The organism is Thalassomonas actiniarum (genome assembly GCF_000948975.2).
Taxonomy (GTDB): Bacteria; Pseudomonadota; Gammaproteobacteria; order Enterobacterales; family Alteromonadaceae; genus Thalassomonas; species Thalassomonas actiniarum.
The window spans coordinates 2,371,678-2,394,797 of the sequence record NZ_CP059735.1 but is presented as its reverse complement, the minus strand read 5'-3'; the positions used below and the strand labels follow the sequence as shown (position 1 = coordinate 2,394,797).

Sequence of the window (23,120 nt, the reverse complement as noted above, 5' to 3'; positions counted from 1 at the left end):
CTAGTAATTGATGCTGCGTTTGATCGCTTCGTATACTTTTAAGTGATCCGGAATATATTCCTTTTCCTGCGCCAGCGGATACGGGGTATCCAGGCCACAAACACGTTCAATAGGCGATTCTAAGTGTAAGAAACATTCCTGCTGAATGGTGGCGGCAATTTCACCGGCAAAACCACTGGTTACCGGGGCTTCATGGCTGATCACTAAACGCCCGGTTTTGGTTACCGAGTTGGCGATGGTTTCTACGTCCCAAGGCAAAATAGAGCGAAGGTCAATCACTTCACAGGAAATGCCGTCGGCAGACGCCATTTCTGCGGCTTTTTCCATGATTTCCATTTGTGCGCCCCAGGCAAGTAAAGTGATGTCGTCACCTGTGGTGACCACGTCCGCTTTACCTAATGGCAACTGGTAATCTTCTTCCGGTACTTCACCGGTAGATGCGCGGTATAAACGCTTAGGTTCAAAAAAGATCACCGGGTTGTCGTCACGGATAGAGGCCAAGAGCAGACCTTTGGCCTGGTACGGGTTGCGGGGAACCACGACTTTCAGGCCCGGGGTATGGGTGAAGTAGGCTTCCGGCGACTGGCTGTGGTATAAACCGCCGGCAATACCGCCGCCGTACGGGCTGCGGATTGTTAAGTTACCGACATCAAATTCGTTACCGCTGCGGTAGCGGAACTTGGCGGACTCGTTGACGATTTGATCGAACGCCGGGAAAATATAATCGGCAAACTGGATTTCAGCAATCGGCACACTGCCCTGGGCCGCCAGGCCGTTGGCAAAACCGATAATGCCCTGCTCGGTTAACGGAGTATTGAAACAACGCTCTTTACCGTACTTGTCCTGCAAACCGCTGGTAGCACGGAATACACCGCCAAAATGGCCAACATCTTCACCAAAACAAAGGGCGCGATCGTTATCCGCCATTGCAATATCAAGCGCATTATTAATTGCTTGTAATAAATTCATTTGCGCCATAATTATAATCTCCCTGAAGTGACAGGATAAGCATCAGGATATTTCTTGATGTGCTCAGCCAGCGCATCCAATTGATCTTGTAAATGCTTGGGTGGAACATCGTAAACGTCGTTAACCATTTCTTGAAGTTCAGGTTTTTCAATTTTCTCAGCTACTTTTACCGCAGCCAAGACTTCTTCACGTAACCCTTCAAACAAGGTTTCTTCCTGGGCTTCATCCCACCATTGTTGCGCCAGCATCCAGTTCTTCATGCGTAAAATCGGATCATGGGCCTGCCATTTTGCTTCTTCTTCGCGGGTACGGTAACCGGACGGATCATCGGAAGTTGAATGCGCCCCCAGGCGATAAGACATGGCTTCAATGATCACAGGTGCGCTTTCTTTTAACGCGTATTCACGCGCCAGTTGCACCGCTTTCATGACCGCCAGGATATCGTTACCGTCGATACGTATGGTTTTAATGCCGTAACCGACACCGCGCGAGGCGATACCGTTACCGACATATTGCTCGTCAGACGGAGTAGAAATGGCATAACCATTGTTGCGGCAGAAGAAAATAACCGGCGCTTTATGCACCGCTGCCATATTCAAACCGGCATGGAAGTCGCCTTCAGAGGCGGCGCCTTCACCAAAATAACAGATAGTAACGGCATCTAAACCTTGTAATTTTTGACCATAGGCATAACCCGACGCTTGTGGAATTTGGGTGCCTAACGGAGAAGAAATGGTCATGTAATTAAGTTCGTTGCTGCCGTAGTGGATCGGCATCTGACGCCCTTTACCCAGATCTTTTTCATTGCTGAACATCTGGTTCATAAACTGCTCGGTGGAGAAACCACGGAACATTAAAGCGCCCTGCTCGCGGTACTGGGCCATGATCATGTCCTGATCTTTTAACGCCGCCGCACCGCCGACACTGGTGGCTTCTTCGCCCAGTGCCGCCATATAGAAGCTGACCCGTCCCTGACGCTGGGCCGCTACCATACGTTCATCCAATACCCGGTGAAAAGCCAAAGTTTTATATACCTTAGTGGCTAATTCCTGATCGATTTCGGGTAATTCTGCCCCCGGATACAGGGTGCCATCTTGTTGTAATACTTTGAGGATTGGAATTTCAACTGAATGACCGTCAATAAAAACAGGCTTGTGTACAACCGGCCCTTCGTTATATATCTCAGTGTTCATAACATTCTCTTTATTATAAGCCTTGCGGGGCAAGGTGAGTTATCCTTAAATCTAGCTGCTTGTAGTATAGTCCTTAGACAGCAGTCTTTAGCAGCACTCGAGTTATAGCTTGTTGTCATGTAATAATCGCCCAGCACTTTACCTTTACGTAAACTGATATTCAAGCATTAGCAAAGAAAAGCACTAAGATTTACTGCGTCAGTTTGAGCAGTTAAGTTTACAGTTTAAAGACACCGGTCATGACTTAGCTGATGAAAAACCTGATAAAAAGCAGAATAAACAACTGGATAAATGGCTAAAAAGTGCCGTAAGTCCCGGACGAAGAAAATATCGGGCCAGTGAATAAATATTAGCGAATAGCGATTAATTAACTTTCATGACCCCCGCCCTGTGGCTACCCTTTACTTCCCTGCATTGCCTTATTTTATTATCCAAGCTATATTCAAATTTGTTAAATATGAATAATTGAGGTAGATATGGCCACGACAAGTCTCAGCCTGGGCGAGCATTGGGAAGCCTTCATTAAAGATGAAATAGCCAGTGGCCGTTACGGCTCCGCCAGTGAAGTTGTTCGCGATGCATTGCGCACTATGGAAGAGCGTAAAACTAAATTGGCCGCCCTAAGAGCACATTTGGCAACAGGGGCTCAACAAGCTGCCTCAGGGGACTTCGTTGATGACTTTTCTATGGATTCATTAATTGCCGATTTAGATAATAACGAGTAATGGCAAAATACCGGGTCACACCCCAAGCCCGTGATGCTCTAAAAAATATAGCTCGATATACGGAACAACAATGGGGGAAAAACCAACGAAACATTTACCTTAAGAACCTGGAAGCAGCCTTTAATACTCTTGCGGAAAACCCAAAGCTTGGCAAGCATAGAGCAGATATCCATGAAGGTTATTACAGCTTCGCACAAGGGCAGCATGTTATCTTTTACCTTATCCATCGCCAAGGCATAGATATCATAGGCATTCCCCATAAAAAAATGGACATTATCCATTATTTTCATTCCAGTAATTATTAACTGAAAATCAACCAGGCTCAGTATTACTATAGTTTTCTTACCTGATAGCATCGCTGATAAGTAGTTGAAATACATTGTTTTATATGGATAATCATCCACCTTCAAGATTTAACTTTTTCCACCACTACAGGGACGTCCGCTTATGAAACCTCATGTTTTAACTTTTCTCGGCCTATTGGTTTTAACCGGCTGCAACACTACGCCAACCGGCCACACAGAGCTGCCACTAACAGAAGCCGAGCTGTTGACCGAGAAATGGCAGCAATTAAAACGGGTTGAGCCTTTATATCCCCTTGAAAGCGCCAAGGCCGATAAAGATGGCTGTGTCACCTTAGCTTATGTGATCACCCCGGATAACCTGGTTGAAGATATCCAGGTGTTAGAGGCAAGTAATCGCTATTTTGCCCGGGAGGCCAAAAAGGCCCTAAGTCGCTGGAATTGGTCACAGCTGAAAAAGGGCACCATAGCAAACCCGGTAAAAACCCGTACCCGTTTTGAATTTTGCATTGAGAAACAGGGTGAGAAACAATGTGATATCACAGCCTTAGTCAACAACAAAACCTGTAACGGAGCAGATGTCGTTCCCGTTGTTGGTAAAAAAACCGTAACAAGAACATATCCCGGTAAGTGACAAATAAAGCTTATCATTTTTATCACCTGCAATTAACAAAAGTTTTACACTATAGGTAAAATATAGTAGCTTGGGGTTGGCATAATTAAGTGCCGCTATTTACAAGGAGAGATCTATGAAAATTAAATTAACTAAAAAGAAACTTAAAAATTTAACCAAAGATCAAAATGTATTGCCTATAGCGATGACGCAAAAGGTGGGTGGTGCAGGCGGTCTCAACACCACTAGAAATTGTGATCCTCATGAATCAAATGGTCCATTTGCTTGTATGCCAGGTTAACTCTTAACAGTAATGCTAAAGATACCGGCTATGCAGGTATCTTTAACTGATAACATAAACCCCGGGTTCTATTATAATGCAGCAGCGATAATCACTTACCGCTATTGCTGCTCTCCTTCTCTACCAACATTAATCTGCCAACGTTAAACCACTGGGTAGCTTATCCGGCACCGAATCAAGCATGTTCAGTGACGACGGATCGGTAAGTGCCGATAAGAAAGCCATCAAATTGTCAATTTCATCATCATTTAACGGCTCACCCGTGACCGTCAGTCTGGGGGAGACTGTCGACCATAAGCTAAAGATTGTACTCAGATCATCCTGGAATGTTCCCACATGCTCGGGTTCAACCTGACTGTCGTCGTAGCTGGCTAAAGAAGCCTTAGGATCAAGATGGTGGCGAACGGCATCCTCTAACTTGGCAAAGGCCCCGTTATGGAAATACGGCGCTTCCAATTCAATATTACGCAGCGAAGGGGTACGGAACTTAAAGTTATCCTCCGGGTTATTGGTAATGGCACCACGCCCTAAGTCTAATGGCGCCGCCTCCCCTCTGCCCGTGCCTACCTGGGGCGCAGCGATATTATGGAAGTCGAAATCGGTTTGCAAGCCGCCGCTGTGACAGCTGGCACAATTTGCCCGACCATAAAATAATAACGCGCCCTTTTTAGCATTTACTGAAAGGGCATTATTATCACCGGCTAAGTAGCGGTCAAAAGGCGAGTTTAAGGCGGTGAACTCATCGGTCATAAAGGCGCCCAAAGCTTCGGCAATATGGGTAATATCGATATCTTCGTCCTTAACGCCGGGAAAAGCTGCGGCGAGCAGGTCATTATAACCGTCATTATTAACAACCCGCGCGGTCACTAACGGCCAAATTTGGGCAAAATCGTCATTGGTGAGTCCGGCCATTTCATTCGGCTGTCCGAATACGTCTAGCTGACCGGGAAAACCCCGCATCTCTTCATCAGGCGTTACCGGAATAATCGAAAATGCCGCCAGGGCATTACTGAAATTTTGCGGGGTATCGGCACCGGCGGGAGAGAAAAAGCCGGTTGCCGGGGTACCGCCTAAACGGCCATCCCAAAACATGGTATCCCAACCAGCCACCCCACGGTTCCATAAACTTAAGGTATTTCGCGGCAAAAACTGAAAGAATTCATCGCCATTTTTGCGCCTGCTCGGCCCTAAACCTATCGCCCCCTGCCCCCGGGACTGGCTTTGGGCATCGGCAGAGCCAAGCACCGGGCTGTGGCAGGTAGAGCAGGACATATTGCGTCGCCCGGAAATTTCTTTTTCAAAAAAGAGGTTACGCCCTAACTCCACTAAAGCCGCCGGCTGGGTTGCCGGGGGATTCACCGGAAAAACCTGGTGATGTTGCAGCTTTGCTCTTAAGTAATAATCAACATTGTAAACATTTGCCTGCGCTGCACCCGAAACCGAAGCTCCCGTGATCAGGGCAAAAAATAGCGTCGATTTTTTTAGTTTTGAAAACATCATATTCTTCTCCTGTAATGTAAATGGTGAGTGCCACCAATTCCTTGATGATCGATAGTTTTCAATCGAGAGACTTTTTAAACTCTGGTTATTTATAATTAGGTTCGAGAGAAAATCATCATATCCGGCCAAACAAAAGCGTTTGACTATAGATACTATCGGTGAGGCGGGCGGCTAAAAATAGACACCTTCAAGGCCAATAAGAGTCATTTTAGGTAATCAGGAGATTTTTTTGGCCAGTGCTGCAGATGCGACAGGACAGCAGGGATTATCCCGGCCATTTATCTAAAGTCTTTAAAGGTTTTCCCGGTCCACATTTTAAATGCCCGGCGAAAATTCGATAAATTGGTATAACCCATCTGTTCGCTGACCTGATAAATACGCAGCTTATCATTTTGTAATAAACTGATAGCTTTATCGGTTCGCACTTCATTGAGGATCTCTTTATAGGTGATATCCGATTCCTGCAGCTTACGGCGTAAGGTCCGGGGGGAAAGCCCCATCAGCGCAGCAATATCGTTTTGACTCGCGCTCATATTTCCTTGCTGAATAATCGCTTTGCGTACCCGACCGATAAAATCACAACCGGGTTTGGCAGAGAGTTTAAGGTCAAAGTATTCGGTGAGGTTTTGCAAACTGACGGGATCATTCGACACAATTGGATTATGCAGTGCTTGTTCATAGAAAACGATCCCATTGAACCTGGCAGCAAAACACACCCTGATATTGGGAAAAAGCGCCCTGCTCCAGCTTTTAGGACGGGGAAAACTAAAATGGATGGATTTTACCGCCGAGGTAAGATATCCGCCGGTGCCTTTTATCAGGGTAATATTGGCACTGATAAACATCAGGAACAAAAACGGGCCGACTTCACCAAACTCAGCCCCCTGCTCCACCTTTAAGATACATTCATTTTTTTTAAGACATTTATTCAGCTCAAACAAACTATTTCTCAAAGAAAAATAGCGACTTAAAGTATCCAGTGCTTTATCTAATGTTGGCGAGCATTTAACGGCATAACCCATTAAACCAAAAGAGTGTTCGCCGATATAACGCCCCAGCTCATAACCGAGCATATCATTGCCGGTAAGCTCAATGGCATTGACCATAAATTGCTTTTGCACAGAGAAGGCCAGCTTACCGTCGGCATCATTGATTATATCCCGCAGCTGAGGCAAGTCCCTCAATAACTCCTGCTGATGATAACCCTGCTGCAGCAGCCAGCGATACAAGATCGCAATATGTGTGGTAGGAAATTCAAGATCGTTAAAATAATGAAGTTGTCTGCCGGGCATATTCCATTATACCTAAAATAAGTTAAACCTTTTGTGAACTTATCTAGACATGGAAACAACAGAAATTCTTTCAATAATTTTTTACCGATAGGTATAGAATATAAAAAAGAACAGCCCCTGGACTACCAGCCTTGTAATCCGGGGGAAGAAAACCAGCTTGCCTGCTTAACATAAAAGCAGGCTAAACAGGCAATGAAGACATTAATCGATATCGGTAGGAATAACCGTTAACAACGCCCGCTGGCCAATGGCAACAGCAGCATTGGGGAAAATAATTGCCTCCCCGGCTTGTTTCACCCTGTGCTCGATATCGCCGTCGGTTGCCAGCAGGTAACCTTGCGGGAAATCGGTAAAATTCTCAACATCATCGGCAAAATGCAGGGTAAAGTTTTCCTGCTCACGGTTGATGGTCTGGTAAATTTCAAAAATACTAAAGTCTTCGCTGTTGTAGTCTGTTAACTGCAGATCTTCGCCGCTGATAAACCGGGTCAGGGTTTGCGTGACACCGGCAAAATTGGCCATATCGTTTTCACCAAAAGGCCTGACTTTCCCCAGTTCCACGGTAAAGGCATCGGCGCCGAATTCATTGGACGAGAAATAGCTGAAGGTGGTGGTCGGCGAATGGCTGAGCAAGATGGTATTAACACCGCAGGCAAGCATAAACTGCAGCTGCTCTTTTTTCCACGGCTGGCCGTGCCTGAACGGATAGACGGCAAACTTATCGTTTTTTGAACCGCGAATTGCGGTATGCAAGTCATAGTGGTAACGCTGGCGCTCGGATGAGATATCACTGCCTTGAGTGAAGAAATCCCGCACGGCATTTTCTAACGCCAGTGCGCGGTGACGCTCTTTGTTAATCAGCCCGGACGCATCCCCCTGGGGTAAAGAGTGGGCGCCGGAGAATAAACGGTTGAGGTTTTCTTCAACAAAACGTTTGCCGATATTAATCGCTGCCGGGTTACCGAATAAAAACAATACTCGCTCTTGCAGGTGTAGTTCACCTAAAATCAGCTGCTTGACTAAATCGGTACAAATCTCAATCGGCGCGGTTTCATTGCCGTGTACCGCACAGGATAAAACGATATCTTTACTGGAAACATGATCTAAAGGTTCAAAAACGATGATGCCGGTATCTAATACGCTGACCTTGCTTTTGGCCTGCGTTTTTTTGCAGCTCACTTCAAATGAAAAAGCACTGTCAATTGACCATTCATTTGCCCGGGTTAAAGCGAGAAAATCCCCGGTGGTTTGTAATTCTTGCTGTAACGATGACTTCATTCGGCATACTCTCCTGATCAAATAAGCGCATTAGTGTACCCGAAATTTATGATAAAATCGTGTGTTATTCTTTTGTTGAAGGTTTGTTGAGGCCTTGAACCACCTGGGCTGTGAATAATTATTCCCTTTCACCGAATAGCTTTTCAAGATTCGCCAGACATGCCAGCCATCCCTGCTGATGGGCCGATCTTGATGCTTCATCGGGAAATAATGTATGCCTGAGGATTAATTGTGCCCGGTTGGCAGAGAGCTCGCTAAAGCCCAGCTCAACCAGGCTGTCTTTGGCGATGGTTGAATTCCAGGACATTACAATCGCCGAGTAGCGGGTAATTTCCTGGTAATGCCCCCAAATTGAGGCTTCAGAGCCGTCTTCAAAAAACATGGTGAGTGAATATTCACCGTTAACGGTAAAATTACTTCTCACCCTGGAGTCTTTATATTTTTGCGGGGCGGCGAAGAACCATTTTGACAACAGGCTCACCTGGGACCAGGCATCAAATAATTCCCTTTTAGAACAGTTAAAGACTTTTTTAATCACTAACTCACCGGCTTTCATGATGACTCCCTGTTTTTATTGCTCGCACTTTTTGCTCTTTTTTTGTTAACTAAAAAGTCTTCAAGCTCATTTAAGCGGTTATGCCAGAAACTGGTCTGCATACTGATATAAGCGGACACTTCCTGCCAGATGTCAAAATTCATATGGCAATAAACCGTACGTCCCTGCTTGGTTTTATAAATAATATCGGCATTTTCCAGCAAGGAAACATGCTTTGATATTGCCCCCAGGCTTAAATCAAATAAGCCTGCCAGCTCACCGACAGATTTCTTGCCCTCGGACAACTGCTCCAGCATCTCCCGGCGCCGGCTGTCTGCCAAGGCAGAAAAAATCAGATCTAATCGTTTGTTAGTTTCCATAGTTGGAAAGTATAGCGAATAAAAAACAAAACAACAAAGAATTTTAACCTTATAATTCAATAGGATAATTAAATTTAAAAATAATCTGCATTTCGATAGTAACCCGGTATATTTTCTCTACACTATTTAGAGGTAAAGCTCATAAATACATGCATCAGGAGAAAGTTCATGAGTAATATCGCATTAAAAATAGGCGTCAAGGCCAGCACAGAAAAAGCCATGGCAGCCCTTAATACCCTTGAAGGCCTGGCGGCATGGTGGACCTGGGATGTCAGCGGCGATCCCGGCGAAGGCGGCACGTTAGCTTTTCGCTTTCATGGCCAGGGCCCGGATATGAAAGTGCTGTCAATGACAGATCATAGCGTACACTGGCAATGCATTGCCGGTCATGAAGAGTGGCTGGGCACAGAAATAAAATTCACCCTTGCCGATGAAGGGGAAACCGCCATTTATTTTCAGCATCTCAACTGGAAAGATGAGTCCGGTTTTTATGCACTGTGCTCGATGAAATGGGCGACGTTTATGCTAAGCCTGAAACAATATTTAGACCAGGGCAGCGGTCACCCCTTCCCTGATGATATTCAGATCAATACCCTTTAATAACATACCGGGTGACGGGAACAACACCGCTTAGCTGAGTTTATATTTCAGCCGCACCCGGTTGATATATAACTCACGAGAGCTTCGCTTCACTTCATGGGGAGCAAATGCACTGCTCGCCTGGTCGAGTAAATCTACCGCCTTGGTTAATTGTTTACTTTGCCCGGGCGCCAGCGCTGCAACGTCAAGTTCAAGCCCTTCACCGACGATGGCTTTGATCATCACAATCGCCAGCTCCTTAGCGGCAATATCTTCCGGCAATCCCGAGCGGGTGCATAAACCATAGGTGCCGTTAAGAAAGTGTTGCCACTCTGACAGCAGTAAAGCATCCAGCCGGGCCTTGTCAGCCATTATTGGCAAGTGAAAACCTTGCGCAGCTAATGCCGTCAACTTTGCTTGATACCTGGAGCAAAAATCAGCAAAAACAATTGCCTTTATATCCTGGCCATCTGCTTTTTCAGCCTCCAGCTCACCCAGGTATTGCAACCAGCTCAAATAGCCCCTGGCATAATATTGTCTTTCTTCTTCCTGGCGGTGCTCGCCAAAAAATGAGTCCAGCGCTAACGTGGTTTTCATCCGGTACGAAGCGCCGGGCATGATCTTTTTATCAAGCAAGCGCGCAAAGCTGCTCTCATCGAGCTTTGCCAGGGTTAATAATTGTGAACGGGTATAGAAATGGTCGTTTAAATATTCGGTCAAGCGAGTGGCCTGGAACTTCATGGTGTTAACTCCTGTTTTTTAACACAGGATAATACCGACCATTTAACTTGCTTCGATACAGCTCGAACTATGGGCGCTGACTGATGAAGGTTGCAGCCCAGGGCGACATAACAGCAAGGTATTTTTTATATATTATGTTAAATGAATGTGTTTTCTGTTTGTCGGCCTTGAGCCACAATTTTCTTTAAGCCTGGTTAGCGAATTTCAATCTGCTTGGCTTTTTGCTCCGACATAGGCGATTTGGGAATAGTTAATTCCAGCACCCCTTTGTCATATTTGGCCATAATATCCTGCTCGGAAATACTTTGGCCAAAGTTAAAGCTTCTGAAATAACTGCCGAAACGTCTTTCTTTCAGCACATTTCCGCTGCTTTGCTTTTCCTCGTTTTCTTCACTGTGCTCGGCCTTGATGCTCAGCTGTCCGTCATGGATAGCAACACTGATATCATCTTTATCAAAGCCCGGCAGCTCAGCAACTAACAAATAGCTGTTTTCGCGTTCATCAATATCAACCGCCGGCATGTTATGTTTCTTGCCTGCGACATCTGAGCCTGATACCGGGCGGAAGAAACCTTGAAACAAGCTATCAAAATCATCACTGAACACGGATGGAAATGCAGATTTACGTTTGATTAAGTTCATGATCATTCTCCTTTCTTTTCACAAGACAATTACCACAAAACCTTATGATAAAAATACCCCGGGTAAGCCCGGAATTTTTCCGGACAAACCTCGCCATAAGTATTCCTAAACAGCAATTAAATTATAGCCTTGCAGGGGAGATTGACAGCTTAAACACTTGATCTGGATCAAGAGGATGTAGGTTATTTAGCCATGTACACAGACAACAAAAAATGGCCCTGTCGCAGGAGCAATGATCTCCTGTACCAGGGCCATTTTTTAATGGTCCGGAAGCATTAACCGCGCACAAAAAAGTAGCGGTTAAAACTTCACACTCGCGCCAACTTCAACAATGCTGCGCTGATATTGATAGATATCCCTTGGCGCGTCATAGTTATACCAGCTGGTTTTAGCGTAACCATTGACCTTATAATCCTTGTTTTTCCATAACAGCCGCTGGTAATTGACAGAGAATATCGTGCCGTGGTTATCGACCGAGTCATTTTCATCCTCGTCCTGCTCACTTTCATCTTGGGCGAGATCATTGGCGTTACGGTAATCTATGTACTGCAAGCGGGTGGTGAAGGTATTGTTTTTATCCCAGCGATAACGCCAGGTCAAAGAGGCATTGACGGTTTCACGGTCGTAATAACCGCTGTGATTATCTTCCAGGTCTTCCCGGTATGCCCTTAACACCAACCGGTGCTGCTTATTGATGCTCCACACCCCGGAGAGCAGCAGGCGGTAATAGTCATAACTTAACTCGGAGTTTTCTATGCTTTTGCCGTCATCGTCCCGGGCTCTTTTATCATCGTATTCGCGATCCCGGTAGCGAAAGGAGGTCTCCAGGCGCCAGCTTTTCGAAGGTTTATAAAACCAGCGTATGCCGGTGCCCAGCTGCTTATAATCCAGGTTGGATAATGAATCCGAACCATCAACCTCTTCATAGTTCTTGTTAAGCAACTCGGCAAACAGGTTCAGGCTATGCTGTTCATTGAGATTAAAGGTATAGTCCGACTGCAAACGCCACCAGCGGTTATCATATCTGTCTTCGATTTCCTTCCCGCCCGATGTTCCGACCTTACCGGTTGTCCGGCTGATATAGGTTTTATCGTAGTTGCTGCCCGAAACAGCAAAGTTAAACTTGTTGGTATTGTCAAAGGTATGCCTGAAACCAAGCTTAACATCCTGTTTGTCGTTGTCGGCATTTTCCAGTTTCGATTCAAAGCTGGTCTTGGTCGCCTTAAGGTTGACATAAAGGCCATTATCAAATTTGTCCCGATAGGAGAAAGTCGTTTTATAAAAACGCCCCGACTGCGGATCGAATTTATCGGCAAGGCGGAAGGCATTGTTATCGCTACCGCCTCCCAGACTGACTTCAACACCGGCATAGGCAAGGGGTATCACTAAACTTTGCGCAACTACCACTAGCGTACTGATTAAGTGAGTTTGTTTCATATCTTCCCTTTTAAATTAAATTGTTAACCAAGTTTTGGGCTTGTTCATTTGTCGGTACCAGTTTCAGTACCCTACCGGCTTCCCGGTGACATGTTGTCAAATCATCTTGCTGACAATGAATTTGTGCCAGCAATAACCGTGCATCTACGGCGCCGGAGTTTATCGACAGTAAAGTCGTTAAATGTTCGATAGCCTTTGGCGCTTGCCCTTTTTCCAGAAAAATTTGCGCCAGACGATAATGAGCCGCTTCGTTGTCCAGCTCTAACGTTAATAATTGCCGGTAATATGTTAAGGCATTCTGCCAATCCCTTTGTTGCCAGGCTAGTTTAGCATACAAGGCTATAACTTCACTCTCCTCATCCCCTGAAAGGGTTAACTTATTCAGCCTTTTTTGCGCCGGTTTAAAATGTCCGCGATCGATATCCAGTGTGATCTTATGCAGCAGCAGCGCCCGGTCATTGGGTGTATAGGCCAGTGCCTGTTCGGCATACTGGTTAGCCAGGGATAACTGTCCCAAGCCGTAGTGCAAACGGCTGAGTTTGTTCAATAGCGGATAAGCATACAAGTTGCTTTGTTGCAGCCGATCTAAAGTTGCCAGTGCCTGCTGAAATTCCTGACGCTTTTCCTGTTGCAGCGCTAAATGGTAGAGCTGACGGAAACGAAAACGGTCGATGTGCTCAGGCCCCTGCTGCTTCTCTTCAAACCCTAAAAGCAGTTCCCGCTGTGGCATCGTCTGTCCGGGATCTGTGGTTATCAGCTGAGCTAAATACCAGGCATAAGCATATTGTGGCCGTAAGCTGGCCTTGAGTGACTTGGCCAGCAAGGCTTGCTCAAGGTCTGCCAGGACCACAGCACCGGCCTCATTATCCTCGAAGAGCAGCACTAACATATGCCGGGCCAGTTTACGCCGGGCTTTGATTTTTTCATTCTTGGCCAGATAGCGCCACAATTGCTGCGTTTTTTTCTCTTGCCCTGCTTCAAATGTCGCCCATGCCAGCGAGCGGATGGCACTGAGGTTAAAGGGCGATAGCTCCAGCGCTTTATTCAATGAGGTGATGGCACCGGCAAAGTCGAGGTTTTCCAGCTGAAACCGTCCTAACTCGGCCCACGGCTTATAATGTTTGGCATTTAATTTTGCCGTTCTGGTAAACGTGGTGAACACTTGCTGATAGGGCAAATGCAATTTTTCCTGAGTTTTTGCCAGCCCCAGCCAGGTCCCCGGGTGATCGGGACGGTATTCAATCGAAGTTTGGTAATGGCCTAAAGCCCTTTGATAATGCGCTTGCTGATAAAGACATGCTGCCAGTATCGCATGGGCTTTTGCCAGTTTAGTACCCCGGCTGATCTTAACCGCATGCTCCAATACCCCGATAGCCTGCTTATAGTCCTGTTGCTCTTTAAACAACAAACCTAGATTTATTGCTGCTCCCTGATGAGAGGGATCATGTTCAAGCACACTTTGATAAGCAGTGATCGCTTGCGCTTTATCTCCGGTGCGGGCATAGGCCAGCGCGAGATAGAAGCCGCCGTTAATGTTATGCAATGCTTTTATCGGTACCTCGGTCAGCATTTCAAGTGCCAGCACAGGGTTTTTATTTATTATCGCCTCTTTGGCCAGCATCAGCCGGGCCAGTTGCTGCTTTGCCTGCGTCAATACTTGCCACGGCTTGCTGGCATAAAGTTCGGCTGGCGAACTTATGCCCTTCAACCAGGAAAATTCCTGCGCTTTCGCGGTAGTCTCTTTATCAGCCAAAGATGCCTGTTCCTTCGCTCCCTGATGCAACGCAGACACAGGTTCATTGCTGCTGACCGACTCAAAACTTTCCTTTTCTATCGCCGCCACCGAAACAATTTGTGCCACTTCGCGGCTATGCTGTGATTGATATTCCAGGTAAAAGAGTCCGCAGGCGGCACTCAAAAAGATCACACTGGGTAAAATGGCATTTTTCATACGGGTTCCACCAAAGGATAAAAGTGTTCACGGGTTAAGCTTTTTTGCTGCACATTCTGTATTTCTAATCCGGGCCGGCCGTTAACTTCCAAAACCTGCGGCCCCAGTTGCTGGTCAATACAGATGTCCACCCCTAAATAACCGAGCGGCATGGCATGGGCACAGGCGCGGCTCATCTCTAAAATCTCCGGCCAGTAAGGCACAGCAAAGCCCGCCAGCACGACCCCGGTATCCGGATGATGGATCAAGCTTTTCCCCTGCAAACTGGCATGGGTTAATTTACCGGTTTCCAGGCAGACACTGGCGCCTATGGCTCCCTGGTGTAAATTTGCTTTCCCCTGGGATTTCGCCGTCGGCAGGCGCAGCATGGCGGCAATAACCACTTTATTGGCGACAATCACGCGAATATCTGCCAGGCCCCCCGATGCCAGGGTTTGCAGTCGGTTGTCTTGTTTGATCAGGGGTTCGATATAGGCAATGTCCTGCTCGCCATGCTGGGAAAAGCTGCCGCTGATAATATCGCTGACATGATCTTTAATCATCCGAACGGTCCAGCATTTACCGCCGGCAGAAATAAAAGTCTCCCCTTCCCGTGCGGTGATCACTACGATGCCGTTGCCCTGACTACCGCAATTGGGCTTGATCACAAACTCATCGTGCTGGGCCAATACCGCATCGAGCTGGTCAACCTGGCTGTGAGACTGGCAGGAAAACACGGTACCGGGAACGGCGATATTATGCTGTGCCAACAGCTGCTTGGTTTTTAACTTATCTGCCGCCAGCAGCAGGTCTTTGGCATTATTCAACCGGTAAACAATTTCCCGGTTACGTTCATTAATACCGATCACCGCTTGATCCTTTTTCAGCAGGCGATTGAAACGGATCAACTCACTTAAGCGAATACCGTTCCAGCGGCCAATACCGATTTGCAGCGCCAGGACAATCAGCAGGGCTTCGGGGTAGAGGGTAAAAATGCTTTGCAGATAAATGGATTGCAAAAACGCATAACACACGGCTATCACCACCAAAGTACCTGCCGAGCGGGACAATAATCCCTGCCAGTCCCGCTCGCTGCTGAGCTGGGTCAGTTTTTCGGCAATAAAACTAATGATCACCACGGGAAAAAGGGCAAAAGCACCGGTATTGATGGCATGCCTGCCGGGGAGGAAATAAAACACCAGCAAGACAAAAATGGTAATAATGGTCATGGTGGCCGCCAGGCGGGAGATCACCAGCAACCGGGCTTTTTCCAACACGATCAGGGAAGCATATGCCACCAACACCACCAGCAAAACACCCAGCAAGCCGCTCAGCAAACCGCTATAGGTACAAGTGATCGCCACCAGCATAGGCACAAAAACGCCAAAAGTTTGCACCCCCACCAGGTTTCTGAAAAAAGTCGTGATCAGGGCGCACAGCGGAAATAATAAAAAGATCGCTATGGTTTGCTCGCTTAAATGAAAAGGCTTAAATAGTTTCGCCAGATTGATGGTATTGCTACCTTGCTCATAACTATTGAAATACAGGCCGGGGGCAACCCGATTTTCAGCGCTCGAAAATTGATAGTCAAACTGAATATTGGCGGTATGCTTAAACAGCGACTGATCTCCCCGATACAGCTCCAGGTAATGGCCGGGCAGCTCGGCAAAGTAGCCATTGGTGGGGTCAAAGGGGATCCAGTAGCCCTGGACAAACACTTCTACCCACTGATGGGAAGTGCGCTTTTTCACTTCATTTAGCACTACGCCTCCCACCAATCGGGCGGGTATGCCTAAACCACGTACCAGGGAAACAAACAAGCGGCTTTTACCGTTACAACTGGCGGCGCCAAGTCTTAACGCGGTTAATGAACTGGTGGTGCCTTTAAAGGGGAGCGTCTCCAGCTCGGAAGTATAATCGTACACCGCCTGCAAGGATTGTTGCAGGTTGTTGGCATTTTTCGGTTTGATCTCTTGCCACAGGGCATCAATCTCAGGATGGTTCACCGCGATTGCCGCGGTTTCCTGTAAATAGTCGCTGTAGTTTTCATCCAGATTGCGCTCAACTTCACTGTCTGGCAATAAGTTGTATTTAACCGGCGTGGTTTTTATTTTCGCCTGATAATGAATGCTGTCTGCCTGTCCTTCCCCTTGCCAGACTCCCAGTTGTCCGGCAATGGAGTAAGTGCGGAAAAGGTCCATATGGGGAGCATCGACAGATTCACTGATAATCTGCTGCCGTGCGCTGGTTTGCGGTAAATAAGTGGAGACCTTTACCCCTTGTGCCGCAGATTTAAAGGCCATGGAAAGATCATAACTATAAAGCGTGGTAGGCGTTACCCAACCGGCACGCTTATCTCCCTGATAATACAAAATGCAAAAACAGAAAACGGCACTGAAAATAAGGAGTTTTTCTGCCGTTAAAACCTTGCCCGCCCGGGTCAGTGATCTCATGCTCATTTCAAAAGGTCTGCCAAGTAAAAAACACAGGCTTTATTATCGGTAAAATGACCCCTTTACTCAGTGAGACTATTGTTATGGTTTTGTTTCGCTATGTAGGAACTTGTTGGCAAATACCGCACTTTTCCCCCTGAAGTAAGGAAAAATAAAGGAAATGACACCCGTTTGATCCCTGGCTTTTTGCAGAAAAAAGGCGATTAGGATACAGTAGTTCTGGTATCCTACTAACAGCTATTCCATGGACTTTGGGCCGGCTTGTTAATTTCATTTTTTGAAGGTGTTCCGGATTTATGTTTGTTCGTATTTATAGCGGTATTTTTCTTGCCATCCTGGTGTCTATTGCGGGGGTTTATGCTACCTACCAGCTGAATTTGCAAAGCCGTTTATCCTCTTATAGCCAATCGGTGCTGCAAGGCAGCCTGGTGCTGATCTCAGAAGGTTATAACAGGCAGCAGGACAAAAACAAAGAGCGCTGGTTATCCCTGGTAGGAAAAATGACCGGCCTTAATCCGTCTATTTCCACCTTAAATAAAGTGGCGGGAGAGCCCTGGCAGTTAACCATAGCCGGGGAAGGTAAACTCAATATTGCCATGACCCACTTAAACCAGGAAATTTCTATTGCCTTAGATCACATCGGCGAGCAGCAGTTGCGCGCCATTGCCCTGCTGATCCTCAACGAATTGGCCCGGGTAAAAGACGGTAACCAAGAGCAGGAGTTACAGAAGCTGCAAACGCTGTTTTCTTTCCCTATCTCCTTTATCAATAAGCGTGAACTTAATCTCGATTCCCAGCAGCAAATTCGCCTCAATAAAGGGGAAGTGGTAGTCAGTTCGCTAAGCCAGGATGCCGGTTATTCGGTTTATGTAAAAACCAAACAAGACAAAATTCTCCATGTCGGCGTGATCAATAAGTTTGAGCCGCTGACCACACAATTGCTGGTGATCCTGATCTCCATCTGCCTGCTGATCACCTCTCTGGTGGTCTACTTCCTGGTGTATCGTCTGGAATACCGCCTGAATGTCGTTAATCATATCGTCGGCGAATTCGGTCCGAAAAAAATCAAAAATCGGGTACCGATCAAAGGCAACGATGTCATCACCCAGCTGGGTATTAAAGTCAATGAAATGGCCAGCCGGATTGAACAATTATTGCAGCATCAAAAAGAAATTACCCAGGCTGTTTCTCACGAATTGCGCACACCGATAGCCAGGATCCGCTTTAGATTGCAAATACTGTCCGATGCCTGTGACGAAGTAGAACAGGCTGACAGCAGCGAAGCGGTGAAATCGCAACTGGATGAAAAAGTTGCCGGCATCAGCCGGGATATCGACCAGTTAGAAGCCCTGATTGACGAGATGCTGTGCCTGTATAAGCTTGATATTGACCCTGCTGACTATAAGCGCAGCCTGGTCAATATTGATGAACTGCTGACCTCGGTACTGGATTTGGCAAAACTGCCCTATTCCCACATCGACTTTACCCTTAAAAAACAAGTCAATCTTACCGGCTATTGCCACGCCGATGATATTGATCGGCTGTTACAGAACCTGATCAGTAATGCCGGCAAACATGCCAATAGCCGTGTTGATATTACCCTGGAACAAACCGAGCAGGGATTCTGCATCAGCGTCGGTGATGATGGCGCCGGTATCCCCCAGGCAGACAGGGAACGGATTTTTGAACCTTTTACCCGCCTCGACAGCAGCCGCAATAAGAAAATAAAGGGCTACGGCTTAGGCCTGGCAATAGTGTCACGCATAGCCCTGCTGAACCAGGCAAAAGTCTGGGTTGAGAGCAGCCCCTTAGGAGGTGCGAACTTTAAATTCCATTGTTTATGCGGCGAACACTTGCCTGCCAGTGAACCGGCATCTTCCTCTTTAAACACTCTACCTGAGGCAAGCTTACCTGAAAGTGACTTAGCAGAAAGCGCTTTAGCTCAAGGCTCGATGGAGAAGCCGGAATGAGGACTTCGACAAAAGTCGAACTAAAGTATAACAAAACAGCTATTGCCTGTTTGTTTACTGCTCTTTTTAGCTATAACGTTGCTATGGCTAACGAGCAGGACATGATCAGTGAGCTGGATCTGCTGAATGAACTCATTGCCATAGAATCTGGCGACTCCTCCGAGGGAGGAACTTACCCGATAGATGATAAGCCTGACGAAGATACTGGTGAAGAACCTGATGTTGAAGATGAAGAACTCAGTTTAGAGACAGATTATCTTAATGAAATTATCTTTCTTGAGAGCAGTTCGGCGGTTGATGATGCTTCTGACGAAGAATCCGAAGAGGAGGAAGAACTCGAAGAAGATTTATCTAACGAAGAGGCTGAACTCGATAAAGATGAATTTGAAGAAAATGAATTTGAAGAAGACGAATTCGAGGAAGAGGAAAATGAATTTGAAGAAGACGAATTTATAGAGGAAGAATTCGAAGAAGATTTATCTAACGAAGAGCTCGAAGAGGAAGAGTTCTACGAAGATGAAGAAGAGGATTTCGACGAAGACGACTTTGAAGAAGGCGACTTAGACGAAGACGACTTAGACGAAGACGATTTCGACGAAGGCGACTTAGACGAAGGCGACTTAGACGAAGGCGACTTAGACGAAGGCGACTTAGACGAAGACGACTTAGACGAAGGCGACTTAGACGAAGGCGACTTAGACGAAGGCGACTTAGACGAAGGCGACTTAGACGAAGACGACTTTGAAGAAGGCGACTTAGACGAAGGCGACTTAGACGAAGGCGACATAGACGAAGGCGACTTAGACGAAGGCGACTTAGACGAAGACGACTTAGACGAAGACGACTTAGACGAAGACGACTTAGACGAAGACGACTTAGACGAAGGCGACTTAGACGAAGACGATTTAGACGAAGACGACTTAGACGAAGACGACTTTGAAGAAGGTGATTTCGAAGAAGAAGAGTTTGAAGAAGAGGAATTCGAAGAAGAGGAATTCGAGGAAGAAGAATTCGAGGAAGAGGAATTCGAGGAAGAAGAATTCGAGGAAGAAGAATTCGAGGAAGAGGAATTCGAGGAAGAGGAATTCGAGGAAGAGGAGTTAGAGGAAGAAGAGTTCGAGGAAGAGGAATTCGAGGAAGAAGAGTTCGAGGAAGAGGAATTCGAAGAAGAAGAGCCTGAGGAAGAAGAGTTCGAGGAAGAGGAATTCGAGGAAGAAGAGTTCGAGGAAGAAGAGTTCGAGGAAGAGGTATTCGAAGAAGAGGAACCAGAGGAAGAAGAGTTCGAGGAAGAGGAATTCGAAGAAGAAGAACCTGAGGAAGAAGAATTCGAGGAAGAGGTATTCGAAGAAGAGGAACCTGAGGAAGAAGAGTTCGAGGAAGAGGGATTCGAAGAAGAAGAGCCTGAGGAAGAAGAGTTCGAGGAAGAGGTATTCGAAGAAGAAGAGCCTGAGGAAGAAGAATTCGAGGAAGAGGAATTCGAAGAAGAAGAGGATTTCGAGGAAGACTTCACAGAAGAAGAATTCGAAGAAGACTTCAATGATGGAGAGTTCGGGGAGGATGAACCCTAGCAAGAAAAGTAATATCTGCTTGCTATATTCGCCTTTAAAGGTAAAAATTCAGGGAAATTAATGTTTTATTTATTGAGCATTGCCAATGTCTCAACATTAAAGCATCAATATTACCTTGGACACTTTATGAGCGAAAAAAAACAAATATTAGTGGTGGAAGACGATCAGGACCTGGCATTGCTGGTGAGTGAATACTTAAATGCTCAAGGATTTTCCACCAATATCATCGACAATGGCTTAGATGCCGTCGATGAAATTATCAATAAACAACCCGCCCTGGTGATTCTCGACCTTAATTTACCCGGAAGAGACGGCTTTAGCATATGCCGGGCGGTCAGAAGCCAATATCCGGGACCATTATTGATGCTGACCGCATCCGATGAAGCCATAGATCAAGTAGTCGGCCTGGAGTTAGGCGCCGATGATTATGTCAAAAAACCGATAGAGCCAAGAATACTGCTGGCGCGCATCCGGGCCTTATTACGCCGTATTGAAGAAATTGAATTTAAAAGTGCTCAGCAAAAAAATACCAACGCCGAAAGCCAAATAGCCGATACAAACAATGAAGCCGCCATTTCAGCCCGGGACATGCTCACCGCCGGTGATATCAGCATTCATGTTGCCAACCGAATCGTCTATTTCCAGGAAACAGAGCTCAATTTAAGTACCCCGGAATATGAACTGTTATTGATCCTGGCCCAGCATGCCGGTGAAATCGTCTCAAGAAACTTTTTATTTGAACAAATCAAAGGTTATGAATACGACGGGGTCAGCCGCTTCATTGATATCATTATTTCTCAGCTAAGACACAAATTATCGGATGAGGCTGCCGCTATCATCAAAACCATCCGCGGCAAGGGATACCTTCTGATAAGATAAATTGAATTCAAAATGGGAAGTCAGTATCGATATCACGGTTAATGATAAGGTCGCGCCCCTCTATCGAAATATGGGCGCTACAACGCATACAGGGATCAAAACTCTGAATAGTGCGCTGTATATCAATACCTTTAAATTCTTCTATATCGTTAAATCGACTTTCGATGATCGGCGTATTTATTAATGCCTTTTCCAGTGGCGAAAGTTCATTTTTCGATGTGCGGGTACCAACATTAATTCTTGAAGGTATCGCTATTTGATAATTATCAATAACCTTGTCGTCTAATACAGCCCAATGTGCTAAAAAACCTCGACTAGCCCCCCACAACCCCACACCAAGTTGCCGCCCTTCTACGCCATTATTTTTTATCGGCACATGGGTTTGCGTTTCGCCACTACTTATTAGTTTTTGCGCAATATCTATGTTTTCTTGTATCACTGAAAAACTAAAGGCTAAAGCATAGGCACGTGCACGGTTGCGTTCAAAAGCATTCCATACTTTAGGTATTTTCCATTGAAATGCTAATGTTGATGACTTAGCCGTGGGCAAAGCAAAATCTAAACTAACTCCTGTTGCCGTTAAATATTGGCTATGCGGTATTTTTTGTGCAAGTGCGGTGAGGTACAAACGGGAATAAGCACCAACTTCAAATCCTCTGCCTTGCCAAGTTAAACTTGAGCCCCAACTGTAGGCTTGAGGGTTTATTTTTTTTGTCGCTTGTATTTTTTTATTCCATGGATGAAATGCACTTATCGGATTTCCTAATGGGTCTTGTTTAATTAACTCTTCTTTTGATAGCGATGCACGTGTTTGGAAGGAGTAATCCAGAAACTCTTCCATACCAGCATTCAATTTACTTAGCCTTTCGCAAACTAACTTGCCATCAATAATGGCTGCCGGCGTGGACCAACGTTTTTGCCCCCAGTGATCACAGTTTTTATAACTGGCATCGTAGTGTTCGGGATGATCCCACTGACCAAAGTCGAGTAAAGCAACAGCACTCTTGCCCATCTCTTCGTATTGAGGCTCAACCTCTAACATAAAGTCGAAAATATCATCCCAAATCGCAGCACTCTGCTGACTGTACTCCGCAAAAGATTGTATCAGGACTTTAAATTGATTGAGCTGCTCTGAACTAATATTAATGCTCACTCCGCCAGGAATAATTGATTCCGAGTGAGGGTATTTTCCACCGAGTAAGGTATAAGCTTGGCGAGCCAACGAAGTCATTTTCATCGCTTGTTTATACAGGTTACCTTGCCCCCTGTTGAGTGCCAACATAATATCAGCGACGGTTTTATATCCATGAATGTGACTAGAGCGACTGGATGCTTGCCTCGCTCGTTGCCATATTTCGGGGTTGGTGTTTTCAATCACTTGTTGGGAATAATCGGGGCCAGCCAAGACAAACAGATGCATACAGTTGTCATTTAAATACTGGCAGCTAAGTAATAAATTACGCAGGACGATACCCAATGCGGGTGGTGTTAATGCTAACGCCATTTCCAAACAAAGTGCTGATGCGGTTGCATGCACACCGCCACAAATCCCTGAGGCCATAGAACTTACCCGGCCGACATCCTGGAGGTCTCGCCCTGGAAGCAGAGATTCATAGCCTTTAAACGGCGTGCTCATGGTTGCAGCTTCCAGCACGGTTTTATTTTTTATATCAGTGCGGCAATAAACGGCAAGACTACCGCCAAAGCGCTTGCTAACGTCGAGAGACGGGGAAAGTTCTGCCCGCTTTCTCTCACCAATCAGACCCATTAGTTCAGGGCTTACCCCTGCTGCCTTCACCTCAGAGCTTGTTGCCTCTTCCGTTCCCATAACCTT

At 46.2% G+C, this 23,120-nt stretch carries 21 protein-coding genes; 8 read left to right on the top strand and 13 right to left on the bottom strand.

The window, feature by feature from the left end; translation table 11 throughout:
• Positions 1–978: an alpha-ketoacid dehydrogenase subunit beta gene (locus SG35_RS10365; RefSeq protein ID WP_044836259.1), complete on the bottom strand. Its 978-nt coding sequence runs from the start codon at positions 976–978 to the stop codon at positions 1–3.
• A 2-nt stretch (positions 979–980) separates the two neighbouring features.
• Positions 981–2,162, bottom strand: coding sequence for a thiamine pyrophosphate-dependent dehydrogenase E1 component subunit alpha (locus tag SG35_RS10360; RefSeq protein ID WP_044836278.1), 1,182 nt, complete (start codon positions 2,160–2,162; stop codon positions 981–983).
• A gap of 476 nt (positions 2,163–2,638) precedes the next feature.
• Here SG35_RS10360 and SG35_RS10355 point away from each other — a divergent pair, with 476 nt between their 5' ends.
• The 4 genes from SG35_RS10355 to SG35_RS10340 all read left to right on the top strand — a co-directional run bounded on the left by SG35_RS10355 (position 2,639) and on the right by SG35_RS10340 (position 4,103).
• Positions 2,639–2,887 carry a type II toxin-antitoxin system ParD family antitoxin gene (locus tag SG35_RS10355; protein WP_044836260.1) on the top strand — a complete coding sequence of 83 codons (249 nt, stop codon included), beginning with the start codon at positions 2,639–2,641 and terminating at the stop codon, positions 2,885–2,887.
• The gene (locus SG35_RS10350; protein ID WP_084693031.1) at positions 2,887–3,192 is read left to right on the top strand and encodes a type II toxin-antitoxin system RelE/ParE family toxin; all 306 of its coding nucleotides are present in this window, start codon (positions 2,887–2,889) and stop codon (positions 3,190–3,192) included. The genes SG35_RS10355 and SG35_RS10350 overlap by 1 nt, the downstream gene beginning before the upstream one ends.
• A gap of 142 nt (positions 3,193–3,334) precedes the next feature.
• Complete coding sequence (locus SG35_RS10345) at positions 3,335–3,823, top strand: energy transducer TonB (protein ID WP_044836262.1); 489 nt, start codon at positions 3,335–3,337, stop codon at positions 3,821–3,823.
• 115 nt (positions 3,824–3,938) lie between these two features.
• On the top strand, positions 3,939–4,103 hold the full coding sequence (locus SG35_RS10340) for a hypothetical protein (protein WP_160298409.1): 165 nt from the start codon (positions 3,939–3,941) through the stop codon (positions 4,101–4,103).
• Positions 4,104–4,232: 129 nt separating this feature from the next.
• Here the strand turns inward: SG35_RS10340 and SG35_RS10335 are convergent, their stop codons facing one another.
• The 5 genes from SG35_RS10335 to SG35_RS10315 form a co-directional block, all read right to left on the bottom strand.
• Positions 4,233–5,603 carry a cytochrome-c peroxidase gene (locus SG35_RS10335; RefSeq protein ID WP_053043486.1) on the bottom strand — a complete coding sequence of 457 codons (1,371 nt, stop codon included), beginning with the start codon at positions 5,601–5,603 and terminating at the stop codon, positions 4,233–4,235.
• A 278-nt stretch (positions 5,604–5,881) separates the two neighbouring features.
• Entirely contained in the window at positions 5,882–6,895 is a 1,014-nt protein-coding gene (locus SG35_RS10330; RefSeq protein WP_044836263.1) for an AraC family transcriptional regulator, read from the bottom strand.
• A 201-nt stretch (positions 6,896–7,096) separates the two neighbouring features.
• Entirely contained in the window at positions 7,097–8,173 is a 1,077-nt protein-coding gene (gene astE / locus SG35_RS10325; RefSeq protein ID WP_044836264.1) for a succinylglutamate desuccinylase, read from the bottom strand.
• A 118-nt stretch (positions 8,174–8,291) separates the two neighbouring features.
• Entirely contained in the window at positions 8,292–8,729 is a 438-nt protein-coding gene (locus SG35_RS10320; RefSeq protein ID WP_053043487.1) for an SRPBCC family protein, read from the bottom strand.
• Positions 8,726–9,088: an ArsR/SmtB family transcription factor gene (locus tag SG35_RS10315; protein ID WP_044836265.1), complete on the bottom strand. Its 363-nt coding sequence runs from the start codon at positions 9,086–9,088 to the stop codon at positions 8,726–8,728. Before SG35_RS10315 ends, SG35_RS10320 begins: the two co-directional genes overlap by 4 nt.
• 168 nt (positions 9,089–9,256) lie before the next feature.
• Between SG35_RS10315 and SG35_RS10310 the strand changes: the two genes are divergently transcribed.
• Positions 9,257–9,688 (top strand): SRPBCC family protein, encoded by a 432-nt coding sequence (locus SG35_RS10310; protein ID WP_044836266.1) that lies wholly within the window; start codon positions 9,257–9,259, stop codon positions 9,686–9,688.
• Positions 9,689–9,718: 30 nt separating this feature from the next.
• Here SG35_RS10310 and SG35_RS10305 read toward each other — a convergent pair whose 3' ends face one another.
• The 5 genes from SG35_RS10305 to SG35_RS10285 all read right to left on the bottom strand — a co-directional run bounded on the left by SG35_RS10305 (position 9,719) and on the right by SG35_RS10285 (position 16,869).
• On the bottom strand, positions 9,719–10,408 hold the full coding sequence (locus SG35_RS10305; protein WP_044836267.1) for a DUF6058 family natural product biosynthesis protein: 690 nt from the start codon (positions 10,406–10,408) through the stop codon (positions 9,719–9,721).
• A 194-nt stretch (positions 10,409–10,602) separates the two neighbouring features.
• Positions 10,603–11,049, bottom strand: a complete 447-nt coding sequence (locus SG35_RS10300; RefSeq protein WP_044836268.1) for an Hsp20/alpha crystallin family protein — start codon at positions 11,047–11,049, stop codon at positions 10,603–10,605.
• A gap of 300 nt (positions 11,050–11,349) precedes the next feature.
• Positions 11,350–12,486, bottom strand: a complete 1,137-nt coding sequence (locus SG35_RS10295) for a TonB-dependent receptor (protein ID WP_044836269.1) — start codon at positions 12,484–12,486, stop codon at positions 11,350–11,352.
• A gap of 10 nt (positions 12,487–12,496) precedes the next feature.
• A complete protein-coding gene (locus tag SG35_RS10290; RefSeq protein ID WP_044836270.1) occupies positions 12,497–14,437 on the bottom strand; it encodes a tetratricopeptide repeat protein in 1,941 nt (646 codons plus the stop codon).
• A complete protein-coding gene (locus SG35_RS10285) occupies positions 14,434–16,869 on the bottom strand; it encodes a sugar-transfer associated ATP-grasp domain-containing protein (RefSeq protein ID WP_053043488.1) in 2,436 nt (811 codons plus the stop codon). The genes SG35_RS10290 and SG35_RS10285 overlap by 4 nt, the downstream gene beginning before the upstream one ends.
• A gap of 296 nt (positions 16,870–17,165) precedes the next feature.
• On the opposite strand from SG35_RS10285, the gene SG35_RS10280 reads away from it, so the two are divergent.
• Genes SG35_RS10280 through SG35_RS10270 form a run of 3 tightly spaced genes read left to right on the top strand, consistent with a single transcriptional unit; the run spans position 17,166 to position 21,286 of the window.
• Complete coding sequence (locus tag SG35_RS10280; protein WP_044836271.1) at positions 17,166–18,839, top strand: ATP-binding protein; 1,674 nt, start codon at positions 17,166–17,168, stop codon at positions 18,837–18,839.
• On the top strand, positions 18,836–20,407 hold the full coding sequence (locus tag SG35_RS10275; RefSeq protein WP_274055413.1) for a hypothetical protein: 1,572 nt from the start codon (positions 18,836–18,838) through the stop codon (positions 20,405–20,407). The genes SG35_RS10280 and SG35_RS10275 overlap by 4 nt, the downstream gene beginning before the upstream one ends.
• A 60-nt stretch (positions 20,408–20,467) precedes the next feature.
• Entirely contained in the window at positions 20,468–21,286 is an 819-nt protein-coding gene (locus SG35_RS10270; RefSeq protein WP_236702727.1) for a response regulator transcription factor, read from the top strand.
• 7 nt (positions 21,287–21,293) lie between these two features.
• On the opposite strand, the gene SG35_RS10265 is transcribed toward SG35_RS10270, so the two are convergent.
• Positions 21,294–23,114 carry a nickel-dependent hydrogenase large subunit gene (locus tag SG35_RS10265; RefSeq protein ID WP_053043492.1) on the bottom strand — a complete coding sequence of 607 codons (1,821 nt, stop codon included), beginning with the start codon at positions 23,112–23,114 and terminating at the stop codon, positions 21,294–21,296.
• Between the last annotated feature and the right edge of the window lie 6 nt (positions 23,115–23,120).

What these genes read in the sequence shown, in the direction of transcription:
- SG35_RS10345 (WP_044836262.1), top strand. Translation starts at nt 3,335, where the DNA reads ATGAAACCTCATGTTTTAACTTTTCTCGGCCTATTGGTTTTAACCGGC.
- SG35_RS10320 (WP_053043487.1), bottom strand. Translation starts at nt 8,729, where the DNA reads ATGAAAGCCGGTGAGTTAGTGATTAAAAAAGTCTTTAACTGTTCTAAA.
- SG35_RS10290 (WP_044836270.1), bottom strand. Translation starts at nt 14,437, where the DNA reads ATGAAAAATGCCATTTTACCCAGTGTGATCTTTTTGAGTGCCGCCTGC.
- SG35_RS10365 (WP_044836259.1), bottom strand. Translation starts at nt 978, where the DNA reads ATGGCGCAAATGAATTTATTACAAGCAATTAATAATGCGCTTGATATT.
- SG35_RS10275 (WP_274055413.1), top strand. Translation starts at nt 18,836, where the DNA reads ATGAGGACTTCGACAAAAGTCGAACTAAAGTATAACAAAACAGCTATT.
- SG35_RS10305 (WP_044836267.1), bottom strand. Translation starts at nt 10,408, where the DNA reads ATGAAGTTCCAGGCCACTCGCTTGACCGAATATTTAAACGACCATTTC.
- SG35_RS10285 (WP_053043488.1), bottom strand. Translation starts at nt 16,869, where the DNA reads ATGAGATCACTGACCCGGGCGGGCAAGGTTTTAACGGCAGAAAAACTC.
- SG35_RS10265 (WP_053043492.1), bottom strand. Translation starts at nt 23,114, where the DNA reads ATGGGAACGGAAGAGGCAACAAGCTCTGAGGTGAAGGCAGCAGGGGTA.
- SG35_RS10355 (WP_044836260.1), top strand. Translation starts at nt 2,639, where the DNA reads ATGGCCACGACAAGTCTCAGCCTGGGCGAGCATTGGGAAGCCTTCATT.
- SG35_RS10270 (WP_236702727.1), top strand. Translation starts at nt 20,468, where the DNA reads ATGTTTTATTTATTGAGCATTGCCAATGTCTCAACATTAAAGCATCAA.
- SG35_RS10280 (WP_044836271.1), top strand. Translation starts at nt 17,166, where the DNA reads ATGTTTGTTCGTATTTATAGCGGTATTTTTCTTGCCATCCTGGTGTCT.
- SG35_RS10340 (WP_160298409.1), top strand. Translation starts at nt 3,939, where the DNA reads ATGAAAATTAAATTAACTAAAAAGAAACTTAAAAATTTAACCAAAGAT.
- SG35_RS10315 (WP_044836265.1), bottom strand. Translation starts at nt 9,088, where the DNA reads ATGGAAACTAACAAACGATTAGATCTGATTTTTTCTGCCTTGGCAGAC.
- SG35_RS10295 (WP_044836269.1), bottom strand. Translation starts at nt 12,486, where the DNA reads ATGAAACAAACTCACTTAATCAGTACGCTAGTGGTAGTTGCGCAAAGT.
- SG35_RS10360 (WP_044836278.1), bottom strand. Translation starts at nt 2,162, where the DNA reads ATGAACACTGAGATATATAACGAAGGGCCGGTTGTACACAAGCCTGTT.
- SG35_RS10330 (WP_044836263.1), bottom strand. Translation starts at nt 6,895, where the DNA reads ATGCCCGGCAGACAACTTCATTATTTTAACGATCTTGAATTTCCTACC.
- SG35_RS10350 (WP_084693031.1), top strand. Translation starts at nt 2,887, where the DNA reads ATGGCAAAATACCGGGTCACACCCCAAGCCCGTGATGCTCTAAAAAAT.
- SG35_RS10300 (WP_044836268.1), bottom strand. Translation starts at nt 11,049, where the DNA reads ATGAACTTAATCAAACGTAAATCTGCATTTCCATCCGTGTTCAGTGAT.
- SG35_RS10310 (WP_044836266.1), top strand. Translation starts at nt 9,257, where the DNA reads ATGAGTAATATCGCATTAAAAATAGGCGTCAAGGCCAGCACAGAAAAA.
- SG35_RS10335 (WP_053043486.1), bottom strand. Translation starts at nt 5,603, where the DNA reads ATGATGTTTTCAAAACTAAAAAAATCGACGCTATTTTTTGCCCTGATC.
- astE (WP_044836264.1), bottom strand. Translation starts at nt 8,173, where the DNA reads ATGAAGTCATCGTTACAGCAAGAATTACAAACCACCGGGGATTTTCTC.